At 70.8% G+C, this 15,007-nt stretch carries 23 protein-coding genes; 21 read left to right on the top strand and 2 right to left on the bottom strand.

Features of this window, described 5'->3' with window-relative positions; translation table 11 throughout:
* Positions 1-5: 5 nt before the first annotated feature.
* Complete coding sequence (locus JOD57_RS09145; RefSeq protein WP_204691748.1) at positions 6-236, bottom strand: hypothetical protein; 231 nt, start codon at positions 234-236, stop codon at positions 6-8.
* 135 nt (positions 237-371) lie between these two features.
* Complete coding sequence (locus JOD57_RS09140; protein WP_204691747.1) at positions 372-1,337, bottom strand: chymotrypsin family serine protease; 966 nt, start codon at positions 1,335-1,337, stop codon at positions 372-374.
* A 616-nt stretch (positions 1,338-1,953) separates the two neighbouring features.
* Between JOD57_RS09140 and rpsL the strand changes: the two genes are divergently transcribed.
* The 21 genes from rpsL (at position 1,954) to rplF (ending at position 14,990) form a co-directional block, all read left to right on the top strand.
* Positions 1,954-2,328, top strand: a complete 375-nt coding sequence (gene rpsL / locus JOD57_RS09135; protein ID WP_012950487.1) for a 30S ribosomal protein S12 — start codon at positions 1,954-1,956, stop codon at positions 2,326-2,328.
* Positions 2,328-2,798 (top strand): 30S ribosomal protein S7, encoded by a 471-nt coding sequence (gene rpsG, locus JOD57_RS09130; protein WP_073421335.1) that lies wholly within the window; start codon positions 2,328-2,330, stop codon positions 2,796-2,798. The genes rpsL and rpsG overlap by 1 nt, the downstream gene beginning before the upstream one ends.
* A 99-nt stretch (positions 2,799-2,897) precedes the next feature.
* Positions 2,898-4,997 (top strand): elongation factor G, encoded by a 2,100-nt coding sequence (gene fusA / locus JOD57_RS09125; RefSeq protein WP_204691746.1) that lies wholly within the window; start codon positions 2,898-2,900, stop codon positions 4,995-4,997.
* Between the two features lie 90 nt (positions 4,998-5,087).
* Positions 5,088-6,281, top strand: a complete 1,194-nt coding sequence (gene tuf, locus JOD57_RS09120; protein ID WP_091108670.1) for an elongation factor Tu — start codon at positions 5,088-5,090, stop codon at positions 6,279-6,281.
* 169 nt (positions 6,282-6,450) lie between these two features.
* A complete protein-coding gene (gene rpsJ, locus JOD57_RS09115) occupies positions 6,451-6,756 on the top strand; it encodes a 30S ribosomal protein S10 (RefSeq protein WP_014742859.1) in 306 nt (101 codons plus the stop codon).
* A gap of 16 nt (positions 6,757-6,772) precedes the next feature.
* Entirely contained in the window at positions 6,773-7,438 is a 666-nt protein-coding gene (gene rplC, locus JOD57_RS09110; RefSeq protein WP_204691745.1) for a 50S ribosomal protein L3, read from the top strand.
* On the top strand, positions 7,435-8,226 hold the full coding sequence (gene rplD / locus JOD57_RS09105; RefSeq protein WP_204691744.1) for a 50S ribosomal protein L4: 792 nt from the start codon (positions 7,435-7,437) through the stop codon (positions 8,224-8,226). The genes rplC and rplD overlap by 4 nt, the downstream gene beginning before the upstream one ends.
* Positions 8,223-8,525 (top strand): 50S ribosomal protein L23, encoded by a 303-nt coding sequence (gene rplW, locus JOD57_RS09100; protein ID WP_204691743.1) that lies wholly within the window; start codon positions 8,223-8,225, stop codon positions 8,523-8,525. Before rplD ends, rplW begins: the two co-directional genes overlap by 4 nt.
* A 71-nt stretch (positions 8,526-8,596) precedes the next feature.
* Positions 8,597-9,430, top strand: a complete 834-nt coding sequence (gene rplB, locus JOD57_RS09095; protein WP_204691742.1) for a 50S ribosomal protein L2 — start codon at positions 8,597-8,599, stop codon at positions 9,428-9,430.
* Between the two features lie 23 nt (positions 9,431-9,453).
* Positions 9,454-9,735: a 30S ribosomal protein S19 gene (gene rpsS / locus JOD57_RS09090; RefSeq protein ID WP_091362959.1), complete on the top strand. Its 282-nt coding sequence runs from the start codon at positions 9,454-9,456 to the stop codon at positions 9,733-9,735.
* Between the two features lie 28 nt (positions 9,736-9,763).
* Positions 9,764-10,243 carry a 50S ribosomal protein L22 gene (gene rplV / locus JOD57_RS09085; protein WP_204691741.1) on the top strand — a complete coding sequence of 160 codons (480 nt, stop codon included), beginning with the start codon at positions 9,764-9,766 and terminating at the stop codon, positions 10,241-10,243.
* On the top strand, positions 10,243-11,151 hold the full coding sequence (rpsC, locus tag JOD57_RS09080) for a 30S ribosomal protein S3 (protein WP_204691739.1): 909 nt from the start codon (positions 10,243-10,245) through the stop codon (positions 11,149-11,151). Before rplV ends, rpsC begins: the two co-directional genes overlap by 1 nt.
* A gap of 3 nt (positions 11,152-11,154) precedes the next feature.
* A complete protein-coding gene (gene rplP, locus JOD57_RS09075) occupies positions 11,155-11,571 on the top strand; it encodes a 50S ribosomal protein L16 (protein WP_014377986.1) in 417 nt (138 codons plus the stop codon).
* Positions 11,571-11,804 (top strand): 50S ribosomal protein L29, encoded by a 234-nt coding sequence (rpmC, locus tag JOD57_RS09070; RefSeq protein ID WP_040338545.1) that lies wholly within the window; start codon positions 11,571-11,573, stop codon positions 11,802-11,804. The genes rplP and rpmC overlap by 1 nt, the downstream gene beginning before the upstream one ends.
* Positions 11,801-12,100 (top strand): 30S ribosomal protein S17, encoded by a 300-nt coding sequence (gene rpsQ, locus JOD57_RS09065; RefSeq protein WP_204691738.1) that lies wholly within the window; start codon positions 11,801-11,803, stop codon positions 12,098-12,100. Before rpmC ends, rpsQ begins: the two co-directional genes overlap by 4 nt.
* Positions 12,101-12,321: 221 nt before the next feature.
* On the top strand, positions 12,322-12,690 hold the full coding sequence (gene rplN, locus JOD57_RS09060) for a 50S ribosomal protein L14 (protein ID WP_072919076.1): 369 nt from the start codon (positions 12,322-12,324) through the stop codon (positions 12,688-12,690).
* A gap of 2 nt (positions 12,691-12,692) precedes the next feature.
* Positions 12,693-13,034, top strand: a complete 342-nt coding sequence (gene rplX, locus JOD57_RS09055) for a 50S ribosomal protein L24 (RefSeq protein ID WP_438940560.1) — start codon at positions 12,693-12,695, stop codon at positions 13,032-13,034.
* A gap of 5 nt (positions 13,035-13,039) precedes the next feature.
* On the top strand, positions 13,040-13,624 hold the full coding sequence (gene rplE, locus JOD57_RS09050) for a 50S ribosomal protein L5 (RefSeq protein ID WP_204691737.1): 585 nt from the start codon (positions 13,040-13,042) through the stop codon (positions 13,622-13,624).
* Between the two features lie 19 nt (positions 13,625-13,643).
* Positions 13,644-13,829: a type Z 30S ribosomal protein S14 gene (locus JOD57_RS09045; protein WP_204691736.1), complete on the top strand. Its 186-nt coding sequence runs from the start codon at positions 13,644-13,646 to the stop codon at positions 13,827-13,829.
* 202 nt (positions 13,830-14,031) lie between these two features.
* A complete protein-coding gene (rpsH, locus tag JOD57_RS09040; protein ID WP_443667584.1) occupies positions 14,032-14,436 on the top strand; it encodes a 30S ribosomal protein S8 in 405 nt (134 codons plus the stop codon).
* 14 nt (positions 14,437-14,450) lie between these two features.
* Positions 14,451-14,990 carry a 50S ribosomal protein L6 gene (gene rplF, locus JOD57_RS09035; RefSeq protein ID WP_204691734.1) on the top strand — a complete coding sequence of 180 codons (540 nt, stop codon included), beginning with the start codon at positions 14,451-14,453 and terminating at the stop codon, positions 14,988-14,990.
* Positions 14,991-15,007 lie beyond the last annotated feature (17 nt).

The following is a 15,007-nucleotide window of genomic DNA, read 5'->3' as shown; positions in this document are numbered from 1 at the left end:
TGGGGTCAGGCGGTGCGGCTGCGCAGGGGCCGGATCACGCCGACGACCTCGGTGACCACGCGGACGCCGTCGACGTCGCGGGGGACCCGGCCGGCCGCGTCCGCGTCGGCGACGTCGACCTTGACGACGTAGCCGCTGTCGCGCCGGGCCAGGCCGATGCCGACCACCCCCGCCTGGGAGGACAACTGGTCGGCGAGGGTCTGCTTGGCGGCGCGGGCGGCGGCACGGTCGGTCACGAGGTCTCCTCGCTGACGCCCGGCGGCCCGGCGCCCGGGGGAGCGGGGAGCCCCGGGCGGCCGCGCGGGCTCGGTCACCTCCCCATGGTGCCCCGTCCCCGCCCAGAGCGACATCCCCCCGACCCGGGGAGGACCTCAGGAGGCGACCCACTCCACCCCGAGGGTGGACAGCACGGTCGAGAGCGGGTTGGCGAAGGTCAGCCCGGCACCGGTGCTGCCGCCCTCGCCGCTCCCGGCGAACAGCAGCGCCAGCGGCGCGCGGTCGGCGCTGCGCCAGATGACCGAGCCGCTGTCGCCGCCGGCGGAGAAGGTCCCCGTCAGCCCCTCGATCTCGATCTGGTCGTCGAAGACGTGCACGCCGTCGTCGTACTGGACGGCGACCCCGTCGACCTCGACGGCGGTGATCCGGCCCCGGGTGTGCCCGGTCGTCCGGCCGACCTTCTCCACCTGCTCGTCCGGCTCGACCTCGACCCCGTCGGGCACCGCGGTGCCGAGCGGCCCGCCCGGCAGCCGGCCGGGCTCGGCGTCGACGCCCTCGTCGAGGACGGCGACGGCGGCATCGACGCGGTTGCGCGAGCCGGTGAACCGCTGGAAGGCGGCGAGCGTGGCGACCCGGTCGGCCGGCACGCCACCGTCGGCCGGGCCGGGCTGCAGGACGGCGTCGCCCACCGCGCCGGCGTCACTGGCGGCCAGGACGTGGTTGTTGGACAGGACGGCCAGCCGCCCGCCGAGCCGGACGAACCCGCCGAGCGTCCCGGCGCTCGCAGCGGGGTGGGCGACCGAGAGCCCGGGGACCAGCGGGCGGGTGTGCTGCTGCAACCCACCGGGGGTGGGGGCGGACTGCGGCAGTATCGGCCCGGTCACCCGGACGTCGACCTCGGCGCGCAGCACGTCGGAGAGGTCGGTGAGCAGCACCCGGGCGTCGTCGGCGGCGGCGACCCGGATGGCCAGGTGGGCCCGGCCCGGCGCCACCGGGACCAGTCCGATCGCCGGCCGGGTCCAGACCCGGCCGCCCAGGTCGCTGGCGGTGACCGGGGGGAACCCCTCGGCCAGCCGCGCGGACAGGCGCGCCTTGAGCTCGCGCGCCGAGTCGATCTGCACGGGTGACCTCCGTTGCTGTGGGTTGCTCTGCTGCGACCGACGGTAGGGGCAGGGGGTGACAGTCGCGTGGGTGCCGACGGCGGCCGCCGCAGCCGGCGGTGTCGTGACCCTGGCGTCCGGCCGGCACCGCGGTACAGTCCTCGAACCCGCCGCCGTGTCCTGCACAGCCGGCGTCCGGAATGCCCCGGACACCTGCGCCGTTGTGACCGGTGTCCCGTCCGGGAGGCAGGTCCGCCTGCCCACCCGGTGCCCGGGACCCGGCTTTGACCGGCTCCGAGCACGCGGGTATCGTGGTGAGCCGTGCCCAGGGTGCCCTGGGCCTGCTCCCGTTCGCGGTGCGCCTGGGTGTCCGGAGGTCCGTCCTCCTGGCCGCGGGTCCCCATCGGCCGGACCGTCCACGAGGACGGTCGCCGGAGGTGGCGGCGCCGAGTCGCGGGGGGCGACCGATCCGGTTCGACTCACCGGCCGGTTCCGGGAAGGGCGACACGCCCGACCGCGGGGACCGGATGGTGGGTGTGGCTGCGAACGGGCGACCCCAGCAGGACCGGCACCGGCGACACGACAGCAGCACCGTCCGCAGCACAACCGCAGCGCAGGTAGGAGATCCAGGCCACCCATGCCCACGATCAACCAGCTGGTCCGCAAGGGCCGCGAGGACAAGGTCGAGAAGACCAAGACCCCGGCGTTGAAGGGCTCCCCTCAGCGTCGCGGCGTGTGCACCCGCGTGTACACGACGACGCCGAAGAAGCCGAACTCGGCGCTGCGCAAGGTCGCTCGCGTCCGCCTCACCAGTGGCATCGAGGTGACCGCCTACATCCCGGGTGTCGGCCACAACCTGCAGGAGCACTCGATGGTGCTCGTGCGCGGCGGCCGCGTGAAGGACCTCCCGGGTGTGCGCTACAAGATCATCCGTGGCTCGCTGGACACCCAGGGTGTCCGCAACCGCAAGCAGGCCCGCAGCCGCTACGGCGCGAAGAAGGAGAAGAGCTAATGCCGCGCAAGGGCCCCGCGCCGCGCCGTCCGCTGGTCGCCGACCCGGTCTACCAGTCGCCGCTGGTCACCCAGCTGGTGAACAAGGTCCTCGTCGACGGCAAGCGCTCGGTCGCCGAGGCGATCGTCTACGGCGCCCTCGAGGGTGCCCGCGCCAAGACCGACACCGACCCGGTGGTGACGCTCAAGCGCGCGCTGGACAACGTCAAGCCGGCCCTCGAGGTCCGCAGCCGCCGCGTCGGCGGTGCGACCTACCAGGTCCCGGTCGAGGTCCGCGCGTCCCGGAGCACCACCCTCGGCCTGCGCTGGCTGATCCAGTACAGCCGCGCCCGCCGGGAGAAGACGATGACCGAGCGCCTCATGAACGAGCTGCTCGACGCCAGCAACGGCCTCGGTGCCGCGGTCAAGCGCCGCGAGGACACCCACAAGATGGCCGAGTCGAACAAGGCCTTCGCGCACTACCGCTGGTAGTCGCACCGCGCTGGCCCAGCCAGCACCCCGCGGCCGGCGGACGGGTCCGGGCCACCCCCGGACGTCCGCACGCGGACCCGAAGCAAAGAGGAGTGAGGAATGGCCAGCAACGAGGCCCAGCTCGCCAAGACCCGCAACATCGGGATCATGGCGCACATCGACGCGGGCAAGACCACGACGACCGAGCGCATCCTCTTCTACACCGGTATCAACTACAAGATCGGTGAGGTCCACGACGGCGCGGCCACGATGGACTGGATGGAGCAGGAGCAGGAGCGCGGCATCACCATCACGTCGGCCGCGACGAAGTGCTCCTGGAACGACCACGACATCAACATCATCGACACCCCCGGGCACGTCGACTTCACCGTCGAGGTGGAGCGGTCCCTGCGCGTGCTCGACGGTGCCGTGGCCGTCTACGACGGTGTCGCCGGCGTCGAGCCGCAGACCGAGCAGGTCTGGCGGCAGGCCGAGAAGTACAGCGTCCCGCGCATGTGCTTCGTCAACAAGCTCGACCGCACCGGCGCGGACTTCTTCCGCTGCGTCGACATGATGGTCGAGCGGCTCGGCGCCAACCCGGCCGTGCTGCAGCTGCCGATCGGTGCCGAGGCCGACTTCATCGGCGTCGTCGACCTGGTGCAGATGAAGGCCCTCACCTGGCGCGGGGAGACCGCGATGGGTGAGGAGTACGCCACCGAGGAGATCCCGGCCGAGCTCGCCGACCAGGCCGCCGAGTACCGCGAGAAGCTGCTCGAGACCATCGCCGAGACCGACGACGAGCTCATGGAGGCCTACCTCGGCGGCGAGGAGATCTCCGTCGAGCGGCTCAAGGCCGCCATCCGCAAGGCGACCATCGCCGCGCAGGTCAACCCGGTGCTGACCGGCACGGCGTTCAAGAACAAGGGCATCCAGCCCCTGCTCGACGCCGTGACCGACTACCTGCCCAGCCCGCTGGACGTCGAGGCCATCGTCGGCACCGCCATGGACGGCGAGACCGAGGTCCTGCGGCACGCCGACGAGGACGAGCCGTTCTCGGCGCTGGCCTTCAAGATCCAGACCGACCAGCACCTCGGCAAGCTGACCTACGTCCGGGTCTACTCCGGCCGGCTCAGCTCCGGGTCCCCGGTGCTCAACAGCACCAAGGACCGCAAGGAGCGGATCGGCAAGATCTACCAGATGCACGCCAACAAGCGCGAGGAGCGCGCGGGCGTGGGTGCCGGTCAGATCGTCGCCGTCGTCGGGCTGAAGCAGACGACCACGGGGGACACCCTCTGCGACCCGCAGAACCCGGTGATCCTCGAGTCGATGACCTTCCCGGCCCCGGTCATCTCGGTCGCCATCGAGCCCAAGACCAAGGGCGACCAGGAGAAGCTGGGCACGGCCATCCAGAAGCTGGCCGAGGAGGACCCGACCTTCCAGGTCAAGCTCGACGAGGAGACCGGCCAGACGGTCATCTCCGGCATGGGCGAGCTGCACCTGGAGATCCTCGTCGACCGCATGCGGCGCGAGTTCAAGGTCGAGGCCAACGTCGGCAAGCCGCAGGTCGCCTACCGCGAGACCATCCGCAAGCTGGTCGAGAAGGTCGACTACACCCACAAGAAGCAGACGGGTGGGTCCGGCCAGTTCGCCAAGGTGCAGGTCAGCATCGAGCCGCTGGAGGTCGCCGCCGACGGCCCGACCTACGAGTTCGTCAACGCCGTCACCGGTGGTCGCATCCCGAGGGAGTACATCCCCTCGGTCGACCAGGGCATGCAGGACGCCATGCAGTACGGCATCCTCGCCGGCTACCCGATGGTGGGCGTCAAGGCCACCCTCGTCGACGGCCAGTACCACGAGGTCGACTCCTCGGAGATGGCCTTCAAGATTGCCGGCTCGATGGTCTTCAAGGAGGCCGCGCGCAAGGCCAGCCCGGCCCTGCTCGAGCCGATGATGGCCGTCGAGGTCGTCACGCCCGAGGACTACATGGGCGACGTCATCGGCGACCTGAACTCCCGGCGCGGGATGATCCAGGCGATGGAGGAGCGCTCCGGCGCCCGCGTCGTCCGGGCCCTGGTCCCGCTCTCGGAGATGTTCGGCTACGTGGGCGACCTGCGCAGCCGCACCCAGGGGCGGGCGAGCTACACCATGGTGTTCGACTCGTACGCCGAGGTCCCGCAGAACGTGGCCAAGGAGATCATCGCCAAGGCCACCGGCGAGTGACCCGCCGGGCGGGGTACGTCCCCGCCCGGCCCCCAGCAAGCCCACCCCAGAGTTCGCGCACGACTGCGACACCACGAGGAGAGGAACCCAGTGGCCAAGGCCAAGTTCGAGCGGACCAAGCCGCACGTCAACATCGGCACCATCGGGCACATCGACCACGGTAAGACCACGCTGACCGCGGCAATCACCAAGGTGCTGCACGACAAGTACCCGGACCTCAACGAGGCGTCGGCCTTCGACCAGATCGACAAGGCGCCCGAGGAGAAGGCCCGCGGCATCACGATCTCGATCGCCCACGTCGAGTACCAGACGGAGAACCGTCACTACGCGCACGTCGACTGCCCCGGGCACGCCGACTACATCAAGAACATGATCACCGGTGCGGCGCAGATGGACGGCGCCATCCTGGTGGTCGCCGCGACCGACGGCCCGATGCCGCAGACCAAGGAGCACGTCCTCCTGGCCCGCCAGGTCGGTGTCCCCTACATCGTCGTGGCGCTGAACAAGGCCGACATGGTCGACGACGAGGAGATCCTCGAGCTCGTCGAGCTGGAGGTGCGCGAGCTGCTGTCCGAGTACGAGTTCCCGGGCGACGACGTCCCCGTGGTCCGCGTCTCGGCGCTGAAGGCCCTCGAGGGCGACGCCGAGTGGGGCGACAAGCTCATGGAGCTCATGACCGCCGTCGACACGGCGATCCCCGAGCCCGAGCGTGAGATCGACAAGCCGTTCCTCATGCCGGTCGAGGACGTCTTCACTATCACCGGTCGCGGCACCGTCGTCACCGGTCGCGTGGAGCGCGGCATCGTCAAGGTGTCGGAGACCGTCGAGATCGTCGGCATCCGCCCGAACTCGACCTCGACCACCGTCACCGGCGTCGAGATGTTCCGCAAGCTGCTCGACCAGGGCCAGGCCGGTGACAACGTGGGTCTGCTGCTGCGCGGCATCAAGCGCGAGGACGTGGAGCGCGGCCAGGTCGTCGTGAAGCCCGGCTCGATCACCCCGCACACCAACTTCGAGGGTTCGGTCTACATCCTCTCGAAGGACGAGGGTGGCCGTCACACGCCGTTCTTCAACAACTACCGGCCCCAGTTCTACTTCCGGACCACGGACGTCACGGGCGTCGTGACCCTGCCGGCCGGCACCGAGATGGTCATGCCGGGCGACAACACCGAGATGACGGTCGAGCTGATCCAGCCGATCGCCATGGAGGAGGGCCTGCGGTTCGCCATCCGTGAGGGTGGCCGCACCGTCGGCGCCGGTCGCGTCACCAAGATCATCAAGTAACACCACCCCGACGGGCGGCGGTGCGCCTCTGCACCGCCGCCCGTCCCCGGGTGGCCGGCGCCTGTGTGCGCCGCCACCCACCCGCTGGGGCCCTGACCGGATGACGTCCGGACACACCCGGCGTTCCCCGGCTACGAAGACCACCGATCGGCAGGAGCAGAAGACAGCGATGGCGGGACAGAAGATCCGCATCCGGCTGAAGGCCTACGACCACGAGGCCATCGACGCCTCGGCGCGGCGCATCGTCGACACGGTGACGAAGACCGGTGCGCGCGTCGTCGGCCCGGTGCCGCTGCCGACGGAGAAGAACGTGTACTGCGTCATCCGCTCGCCGCACAAGTACAAGGACTCGCGCGAGCACTTCGAGATGCGCACGCACAAGCGCCTCATCGACATCCTCGACCCGACGCCGAAGACGGTCGACGCGCTCATGCGCATCGACCTGCCGGCCTCGGTCGACGTGAACATCCAGTAAGGGACCGAGACCAGTCATGGCGAGTACGTTCCGCGGGCTCCTCGGCGAGAAGCTGGGGATGACCCAGGTGTTCGACGAGAACAACCGCATGGTGCCGGTCACCGTCGTCAAGGCGGGTCCGTGCGTGGTGACGCAGGTGCGCACCCCCGAGGTGGACGGCTACTCGGCCCTCCAGCTCGGCTTCGGCGAGATCGACCCCCGCAAGGTGAACAGGCCCGAGGGCGGGCACTTCGCCAAGGCGGGTGTCACGCCGCGGCGCCACCTGGTGGAGCTGCGCACGGAGGACGCCGCGCAGTACACGGTCGGCCAGGAGCTGACCGCGGAGGTGCTCGACGGCGTGGCCAAGGTCGACGTCATCGGCACCAGCAAGGGCAAGGGCACCGCCGGCGTCATGAAGCGTCACGGCTTCAAGGGCCTGGGCGCCGCGCACGGCACCCAGCGCAAGCACCGCTCGCCCGGCTCGATCGGTGGCGCGTCCACCCCGGGCCGTGTGTTCAAGGGCCTGCGCATGGCCGGCCGCATGGGCGCGGTCAAGACGACGACGCTCTCGCTCGTGGTCCACAAGGTCGACGCCGAGCGCGGCCTCATCCTGATCAAGGGTGCCGTCCCCGGTCCGAAGGGTGGGCTCGTGCTCGTCCGGTCGGCGGTCAAGGGCGGCCCCGTGGGGAGTGACAACCAGTGACCCAGTCGACCGCGACCGAGGCCGCGCGCGCCGACCGCCAGGTCGACGTCCGCGCGCCGGGCGGGCAGACCGCCGGCAGCGTCACGCTGCCCGGCGCCCTGTTCGACACGACCGCCAACGTCTCGCTCATGCACCAGGTGGTGGTGGCCCAGCTGGCCGCCGCGCGCCAGGGCACGCACTCGACGAAGACGCGCGGCGCCGTCAGCGGTGGTGGCGTCAAGCCCTACCGCCAGAAGGGCACCGGCCGGGCCCGTCAGGGCTCGATCCGCGCGCCGCAGTTCACCGGCGGTGGCACCGTCCACGGGCCCCAGCCGCGCGACTACTCGCAGCGCACGCCCAAGAAGATGAAGGCCGCCGCCCTGCGCGGGGCCCTGTCCGACCGGGCCCGTGAGGGCCGCGTGCGCGTGGTCACCACCTTCGTCGACGGGGACGCCCCGAAGACCAAGGCGGCGCTGGCCACGCTCGACTCGATCACCTCGGCGAAGCGGGTGCTCGTGGTCCTCGACCGCGACGACCACCTCAACTGGGTGAGCCTGCGCAACGAGCAGCGGGTGCACCTGCTCGAGGCCGGTCAGCTCAACACCTACGACGTGCTGCTCAGCGACGAGGTCGTCTTCACCGAGGCCGCGCTGGCCGAGTTCGTCGCCGGTCCGCACGGCGGTGCCGTCTCGCTCGCCAAGCCCGACCTGACCACCCCGGACATCCCGGGTGCGATCCCGTCGATCCAGCCGGCCGAGGGCACCACCGACCTCGACCTCGCCACCGACACCACCGAGGACAAGGCATGAGCGTCCGCGACCCCCGGGACGTCCTGCTGTCCCCGGTCATCTCCGAGAAGAGCTACGGGCTGCTGGACGACAACCAGTACACGTTCGTGGTCCTCCCCGAGGCGAACAAGACCCAGATCAAGATCGCCGTCGAGCAGGTCTTCAACGTGAAGGTCCTGGCCGTGAACACCGCGAACCGCCAGGGCAAGCGCAAGCGCAGCCGCGGCACCCGCATGGGCAAGCGCAAGGACACCAAGCGCGCCATCGTCTCGGTGGCCCCCGGCGACCGCATCGAGATCTTCGGCGGCCCGGGCGCCTGAGCCGGCCGACGCCGACCCGCGCCCGAGACCACTGATCCGGACCAGAGAGAACAGACAGGGACTCCAGACCCATGGCCATCCGCAAGTACAAGCCGACGACGCCGGGCCGCCGCGGCTCCAGCGTCGCCGACTTCGCCGAGGTCACCCGCGACCATCCCGAGAAGTCGCTGGTCCGGCCGCTGCACGGTCGCGGCGGACGCAACGTGCACGGGAAGGTCACCGCCCGCCACCAGGGCGGCGGCCACAAGCGCGCCTACCGTCTCATCGACTTCCGTCGGGCGGACAAGGACGGCGTGCCGGCGAAGGTCGCCCACATCGAGTACGACCCCAACCGCACGTCGCGCATCGCGCTGCTGCACTTCGCCGACGGCGAGAAGCGCTACATCCTCGCGCCGGCGCGGCTCAAGCAGGGCGACACGGTGGAGTGCGGCCCCGCGGCCGACATCAAGCCGGGCAACAACCTGCCGCTGCGCAACATCCCGGTCGGCACGGTCGTGCACGCCATCGAGCTCCGTCCCGGTGGCGGCGCCAAGATCGCGCGCTCGGCGGGCACCAGCGTCCAGCTGGTCGCCCGTGAGGGCCGGTTCGCGCAGCTGCGCATGCCCTCGGGCGAGATCCGCAACGTCGACGTCCGCTGCCGCGCGACGGTCGGCGAGGTGGGCAACGCCGAGCAGTCCAACATCAACTGGGGCAAGGCCGGCCGGATGCGGTGGAAGGGCAAGCGCCCGACCGTCCGCGGTGTCGCCATGAACCCGGTCGACCACCCCCACGGTGGTGGTGAGGGCAAGACCTCCGGTGGTCGCCACCCGGTGAACCCGAAGGGCAAGCCCGAGGGCCGCACGCGCAAGCGCAAGGCCAGCGACGCCCTGATCGTGCGCCGTCGCCGCACCAACAAGAAGCGCTGAGCGGGTAGAGGAGTCCGACAGACATGCCACGCAGCCTGAAGAAGGGCCCGTTCGTCGACGACCACCTGCTCGCCAAGGTGGACGCGCAGAACGACAAGGGCACCAAGACCGTCATCCGCACCTGGTCGCGGCGCTCGACGATCATCCCCGACATGCTCGGCCACACCATCGCCGTGCACGACGGGCGCAAGCACGTCCCGGTCTTCGTGACCGAGGCGATGGTCGGGCACAAGCTCGGCGAGTTCGCCCCCACCCGGACCTTCCGGGGTCACGTCAAGGACGACCGCCGGTCGCGGCGGGGCTGACCACGGTCCCGGGAGAGAGAGACACGAGATGACTTCGCAGCTGGGAGAGGAGACGCAGGTCGCCCGGGCCACCGCCCGGTTCGTCCGCGTCGCCCCCATGAAGGCACGCCGGGTGGTGGACCTCGTCCGCTACCTGCCCACCGACGAGGCCCTGGCCCTGCTCCGGTTCGCCCCGCAGGCGGCCAGCGAGCCGGTGGCCAAGGTCGTCGCCAGCGCCGTGGCCAACGCCGAGCACAACCTGCGGCTCGACCCGGCCGCGCTCGTCGTGAGCGCGGCCTACGTCGACGAGGGCCCGACGCTCAAGCGGATCCGTCCGCGCGCCCAGGGCCGGGCCTACCGCATCAACAAGCGGACCAGCCACATCACCGTCGAGGTGACCGAGGTCGGCGCCAGTGCCGAGCTCGCCGGCAAGTCCCGCACCGCGCGCCGTCGCACCGGCCAGTCCGGCCCGGCTGCCCAGCAGCAGGGCACGCAGCAGCGCTCCAACACGAGGGGAGGGACCCGCTAGTGGGTCAGAAGGTCAACCCGCACGGGTTCCGCCTGGGCATCACCACCGACTACAAGTCCCGGTGGTACGCCGACAAGCTCTACAAGGACTACGTCAAGGAAGACGTGGCCATCCGCAAGCTCATGTCCAAGGGCATGGAGCGCGCCGGCATCTCGAAGGTGGAGATCGAGCGCACCCGTGACCGGGTCCGCGTCGACATCCACACCGCCCGGCCGGGCATCGTCATCGGCCGTCGCGGCGCGGAGGCCGACCGCATCCGCGGTGAGCTGGAGAAGCTGACCGGCAAGCAGGTGCAGCTGAACATCCTCGAGGTCAAGAACCCCGAGGCCGACGCCCAGCTCGTCGCGCAGGCCGTGGCCGAGCAGCTGTCCAGCCGGGTCAGCTTCCGCCGCGCCATGCGCAAGGCGATGCAGTCGGCGCAGCGCAGCCCGCAGGTCAAGGGCATCCGGGTGCAGTGCTCCGGGCGCCTGGGCGGCACCGAGATGAGCCGGTCGGAGTTCTACCGCGAGGGCCGCGTGCCCCTGCACACCCTCCGGGCGAACATCGACTACGGCCTCTACGAGGCCCGCACCACCTTCGGCCGGATCGGCGTGAAGGTGTGGATCTACAAGGGCGACGTCAGCGGCTCGCGTGCCGAGCGGGAGGCCCTCGAGGCCCTCGCCGCCCGGCAGCAGCGCCGTGAGCGGCCGCAGCGCCCCCGCCGGTCGGGCTCCAGCGGCACGACCGCCGGCGGCACCGAGGCCGGCCGCGCCGCGGCCGAGTCCACGACCGGCCCGGAGACCGCCGACAGCACCGTGGCGGTGACCTCCGGCGAGGTGTCGTCCGAGCAGACCGTCGCCCAGGCCGCCGGGCCCGAGGCGACCGCCGCGGCCGAGACGACCGCGGCCGAGACCACGACGGAGGGCTGACACGTGCTGATCCCACGGCGCGTCAAGCACCGCAAGCAGCACCACCCGAGCCGCTCCGGCCGGGCCAAGGGCGGCACCGAGATCAACTTCGGTGAGTACGCCATCCAGGCCCTGGAGCCGGCGTACGTGACCAACCGGCAGATCGAGTCCGCCCGTATCGCCATGACGCGCCACATCCGGCGTGGCGGCAAGGTGTGGATCTCGATCTACCCCGACCGTCCGCTGACCAAGAAGCCGGCCGAGACCCGCATGGGTTCCGGCAAGGGCTCGCCGGAGTGGTGGGTGGCCAACGTCAAGCCGGGCCGGGTGCTCTTCGAGCTCTCCGGTGTGGCCGAGCCGGTGGCCCGCGAGGCCATGCGCCGCGCCATCCACAAGCTGCCCATGAAGTGCCGCTTCATCACGCGTGAAGGAGAGGTGTGATGGCCGCCGGCCTGACCGCCCCGGAGCTGCGCGAGCTCTCGGCCGACGAGCTCGCCACGCGGCTGCGTGAGTCCAAGGAAGAGCTGTTCAACCTGAGGTTCCAGGTGGCCACCGGCCAGCTGGACAACAACCGGCGGCTGCAGACCGTCCGTCGCGACATCGCCCGGATCTACACGATCATGCGCGAGCGCGAGCTGGGCCTGTCGGTCGCCCCGAACGAGGGTGTGGCATGAGCGAGCCCGACAACACCGCTGTCGCCAGCGGCCCCGGCCTGGCCGGTCGTGGTTACCGCAAGGTCCGCGAGGGCCTGGTCGTCAGCGACAAGATGGACAAGACCATCGTCGTCGAGGTCGAGGACCGCGTGAAGCACGGCCTCTACGGCAAGGTCCTCCGGCGCACCAGCAAGCTCAAGGCGCACGACGAGCAGGGGGTCGCCGGCATCGGCGACCGCGTGCAGGTCATGGAGACCCGGCCGCTGTCGGCCACCAAGCGGTGGCGGCTGGTCGAGGTCCTCGAGAAGGCCAAGTAACACCGGTCGGGGTCGTCCGGCCCCTGTGACCCACGCCCCCCGGGGCGGGTTCGCGGGACCGGGTACCCTGGACGACTGGCGCCCCTCCGGGTGTGCGCCACATCCCGGTACCCGTGTCGGACGCACCGGCGGCATCAGCTGCCGGTGCGTCCGCACGTGGGTGCCGGACAGCCGGTTCACCGTTCCGGCCCGGCTGTCACCACTGAGATTGGGAGTAGGACGTGATCCAGCAGGAGTCGCGGCTCCGGGTCGCCGACAACACCGGTGCGAAGGAGATCCTCTGCATCCGGGTGCTCGGCGGCTCCGGACGGCGCTACGCGGGCATCGGCGACGTCATCGTGGCGACCGTCAAGGACGCGCTGCCCGGTGCCGGCGTCAAGCGCGGCGACGTGGTCAAGGCCGTCGTGGTCCGCACGGCGAAGGAGCGGCGTCGTCCCGACGGCTCCTACATCCGCTTCGACGAGAACGCCGCGGTCATCATCCGCGACAGCGGCGACCCGCGCGGGACCCGCATCTTCGGTCCCGTCGGCCGGGAGCTGCGCGACAAGCGCTTCATGCGGATCATCTCGCTCGCACCGGAGGTGCTCTGACCATGGCCAACACCGGCAGGACGCCGTCCATGAAGGTCAAGAAGGGCGACACGGTCGTGGTGCTGTCCGGCAAGGACAAGGGCGCCAGGGGCCGCGTGATCGCCGCCTACCCCAAGCTGCAGAAGGTCCTCGTCGAGGGCGTCGGCCGCGTCAAGAAGCACACCCGCATCAGCTCGAACCAGCGGGGCGCACAGTCGGGCGGGATCGTCACCCAGGAGGCTCCCATCCACGTCAGCAACGTGATGGTGATCGACTCCGAGGGCAAGCCGACCCGGGTCGGCCACCGCAAGGACGAGGAAGGCCGCAACATCCGGGTGTCGCGGCGGACCGGTAAGGACCTCTGAGGACCATGACTGCACCCACCCGCGAGCTCCCGCGCCTGCTGTCGCACTACCGTGAGTCGATCGTGCCGGCCCTGCAGGAGGAGTTCGGCTACCCGAACGTCATGCAGATCCCGCGGCTGACCAAGATCGTGGTCAACATGGGCGTCGGCGAGGCCACCCGCGACGCCAAGCTGATGGACGGCGCGGTCCGCGACCTCACCGCCATCACCGGTCAGCGGCCGGCCGTCGTCCGGGCGCGCAAGTCCATCGCCCAGTTCAAGCTGCGCGAGGGCATGCCCATCGGCGCCAAGGTCACCCTCCGCGGCGACCGCATGTGGGAGTTCCTCGACCGGCTCCTGGCGCTGGCGCTGCCCCGCATCCGCGACTTCCGCGGCCTCAACGCCCGGCAGTTCGACGGCCACGGCAACTACACCTTCGGGCTGACCGAGCAGTCGATGTTCCGCGAGATCGACGTCGACAAGATCGACCGTCCCCGCGGCATGGACATCACCCTCGTCACCACCGCCACGACCGACGAGGAGGGTCGCGAGCTGCTCCGCCTGCTCGGTTTCCCCTTCGCCGGCCTCACCGTCGTGACCACGACCCGCTGAGCCGGGGCAGGAGAGACAGATGGCCAAGAAGGCTCTGATCAACAAGGCGGCCCGCCAGCCCAAGTTCGCGGTCCGCGGGTACACCCGCTGCCAGCGGTGCGGTCGTCCGCACTCGGTCTTCCGCAAGTTCGGCCTGTGCCGGATCTGCCTGCGGGAGATGGCGCACGCCGGCGAGCTGCCGGGCGTGAGCAAGTCCAGCTGGTGATGGAACGGCCCCGTCCTCCCCACCCCTCGCCGGTCCGGGGTGGGACCCCGGACGGGGCCACTCCGGCGGCCCCGCAGCCAGGCCGCTCCACCACCCGTCCCGCGACTGACCGCCGGGGCGGGCCGAGCACCACCGATCGCCGAGAGGCCCACGCGAGGGACGCGTGCGGAACCGCGGCGAGAGAGGCACGACACCCATGACGATGACCGATCCGATCGCGGACATGCTCACGCGTCTGCGCAACGCGAACACGGCCTACCACGACCAGGCGGCGATGCCGTCGTCGAAGCTGAAGACGCACATCGCCGAGATCCTCCAGCAGGAGGGCTACATCGCCGGCTGGCGCGTCGCCGAGGTCGAGAAGGACGGCGCCACCCGCAAGGAGCTGGTGATCGACCTGAAGTACGGCCCCAACCGCGAGCGCAGCATCGCCGGGGTGCGCCGGGTGTCCAAGCCGGGGCTGCGGGTCTACGCGAAGTCCACCGCCCTGCCCAAGGTGCTCGGCGGCCTCGGGGTGGCCATCATCTCCACCTCGACCGGGCTGCTGACCGACCGGCAGGCGAACAAGAAGGGCGTGGGCGGGGAAGTCCTCGCCTACGTCTGGTAAGGGGAGCGAGCGAGATGTCACGGATCGGACGACTGCCGATTTCCGTGCCGAGCGGCGTGGATGTGTCCGTCGACGGCCAGACGGTCAGCGTGAAGGGCCCCAAGGGCCAGCTGGCGCACACCGTCGCCGCGCCGATCACGGTCGCCCGCGGCGAGGACGGCGTCCTCTCGGTGCAGCGCCCCGACGACGAGCGTGAGAGCCGGGCCCTGCACGGCCTGTCCCGCACGCTGATCGCCAACATGATCACCGGCGTCACCGAGGGCTACACCAAGACACTCGAGATCGTGGGTGTCGGGTACCGCGTCCAGGCGCGTGGGTCGGACCTCGAGTTCGCCCTCGGCTACAGCCACCCGGTGCCCGTGCGGGCCCCGGACGGCATCACGTTCACCGTCGAGTCGCCCACGCGCCTGCGTGTCACCGGCATCGACAAGCAGCAGGTCGGCCAGGTGGCCGCCAACATCCGCGGGCTGCGCCGGCCGGACCCCTACAAGGGCAAGGGCGTCCGGTACCAGGGCGAGGTCGTGAAGCGCAAGGTCGGGAAGACGGGTAAGTGATGGCACAGACCAGTTCA

Source organism: Geodermatophilus bullaregiensis (assembly GCF_016907675.1).
Lineage (GTDB): Bacteria > Actinomycetota > Actinomycetes > Mycobacteriales > Geodermatophilaceae > Geodermatophilus > Geodermatophilus bullaregiensis.
This window is presented reverse-complemented; position numbering and strand designations above follow the sequence as displayed.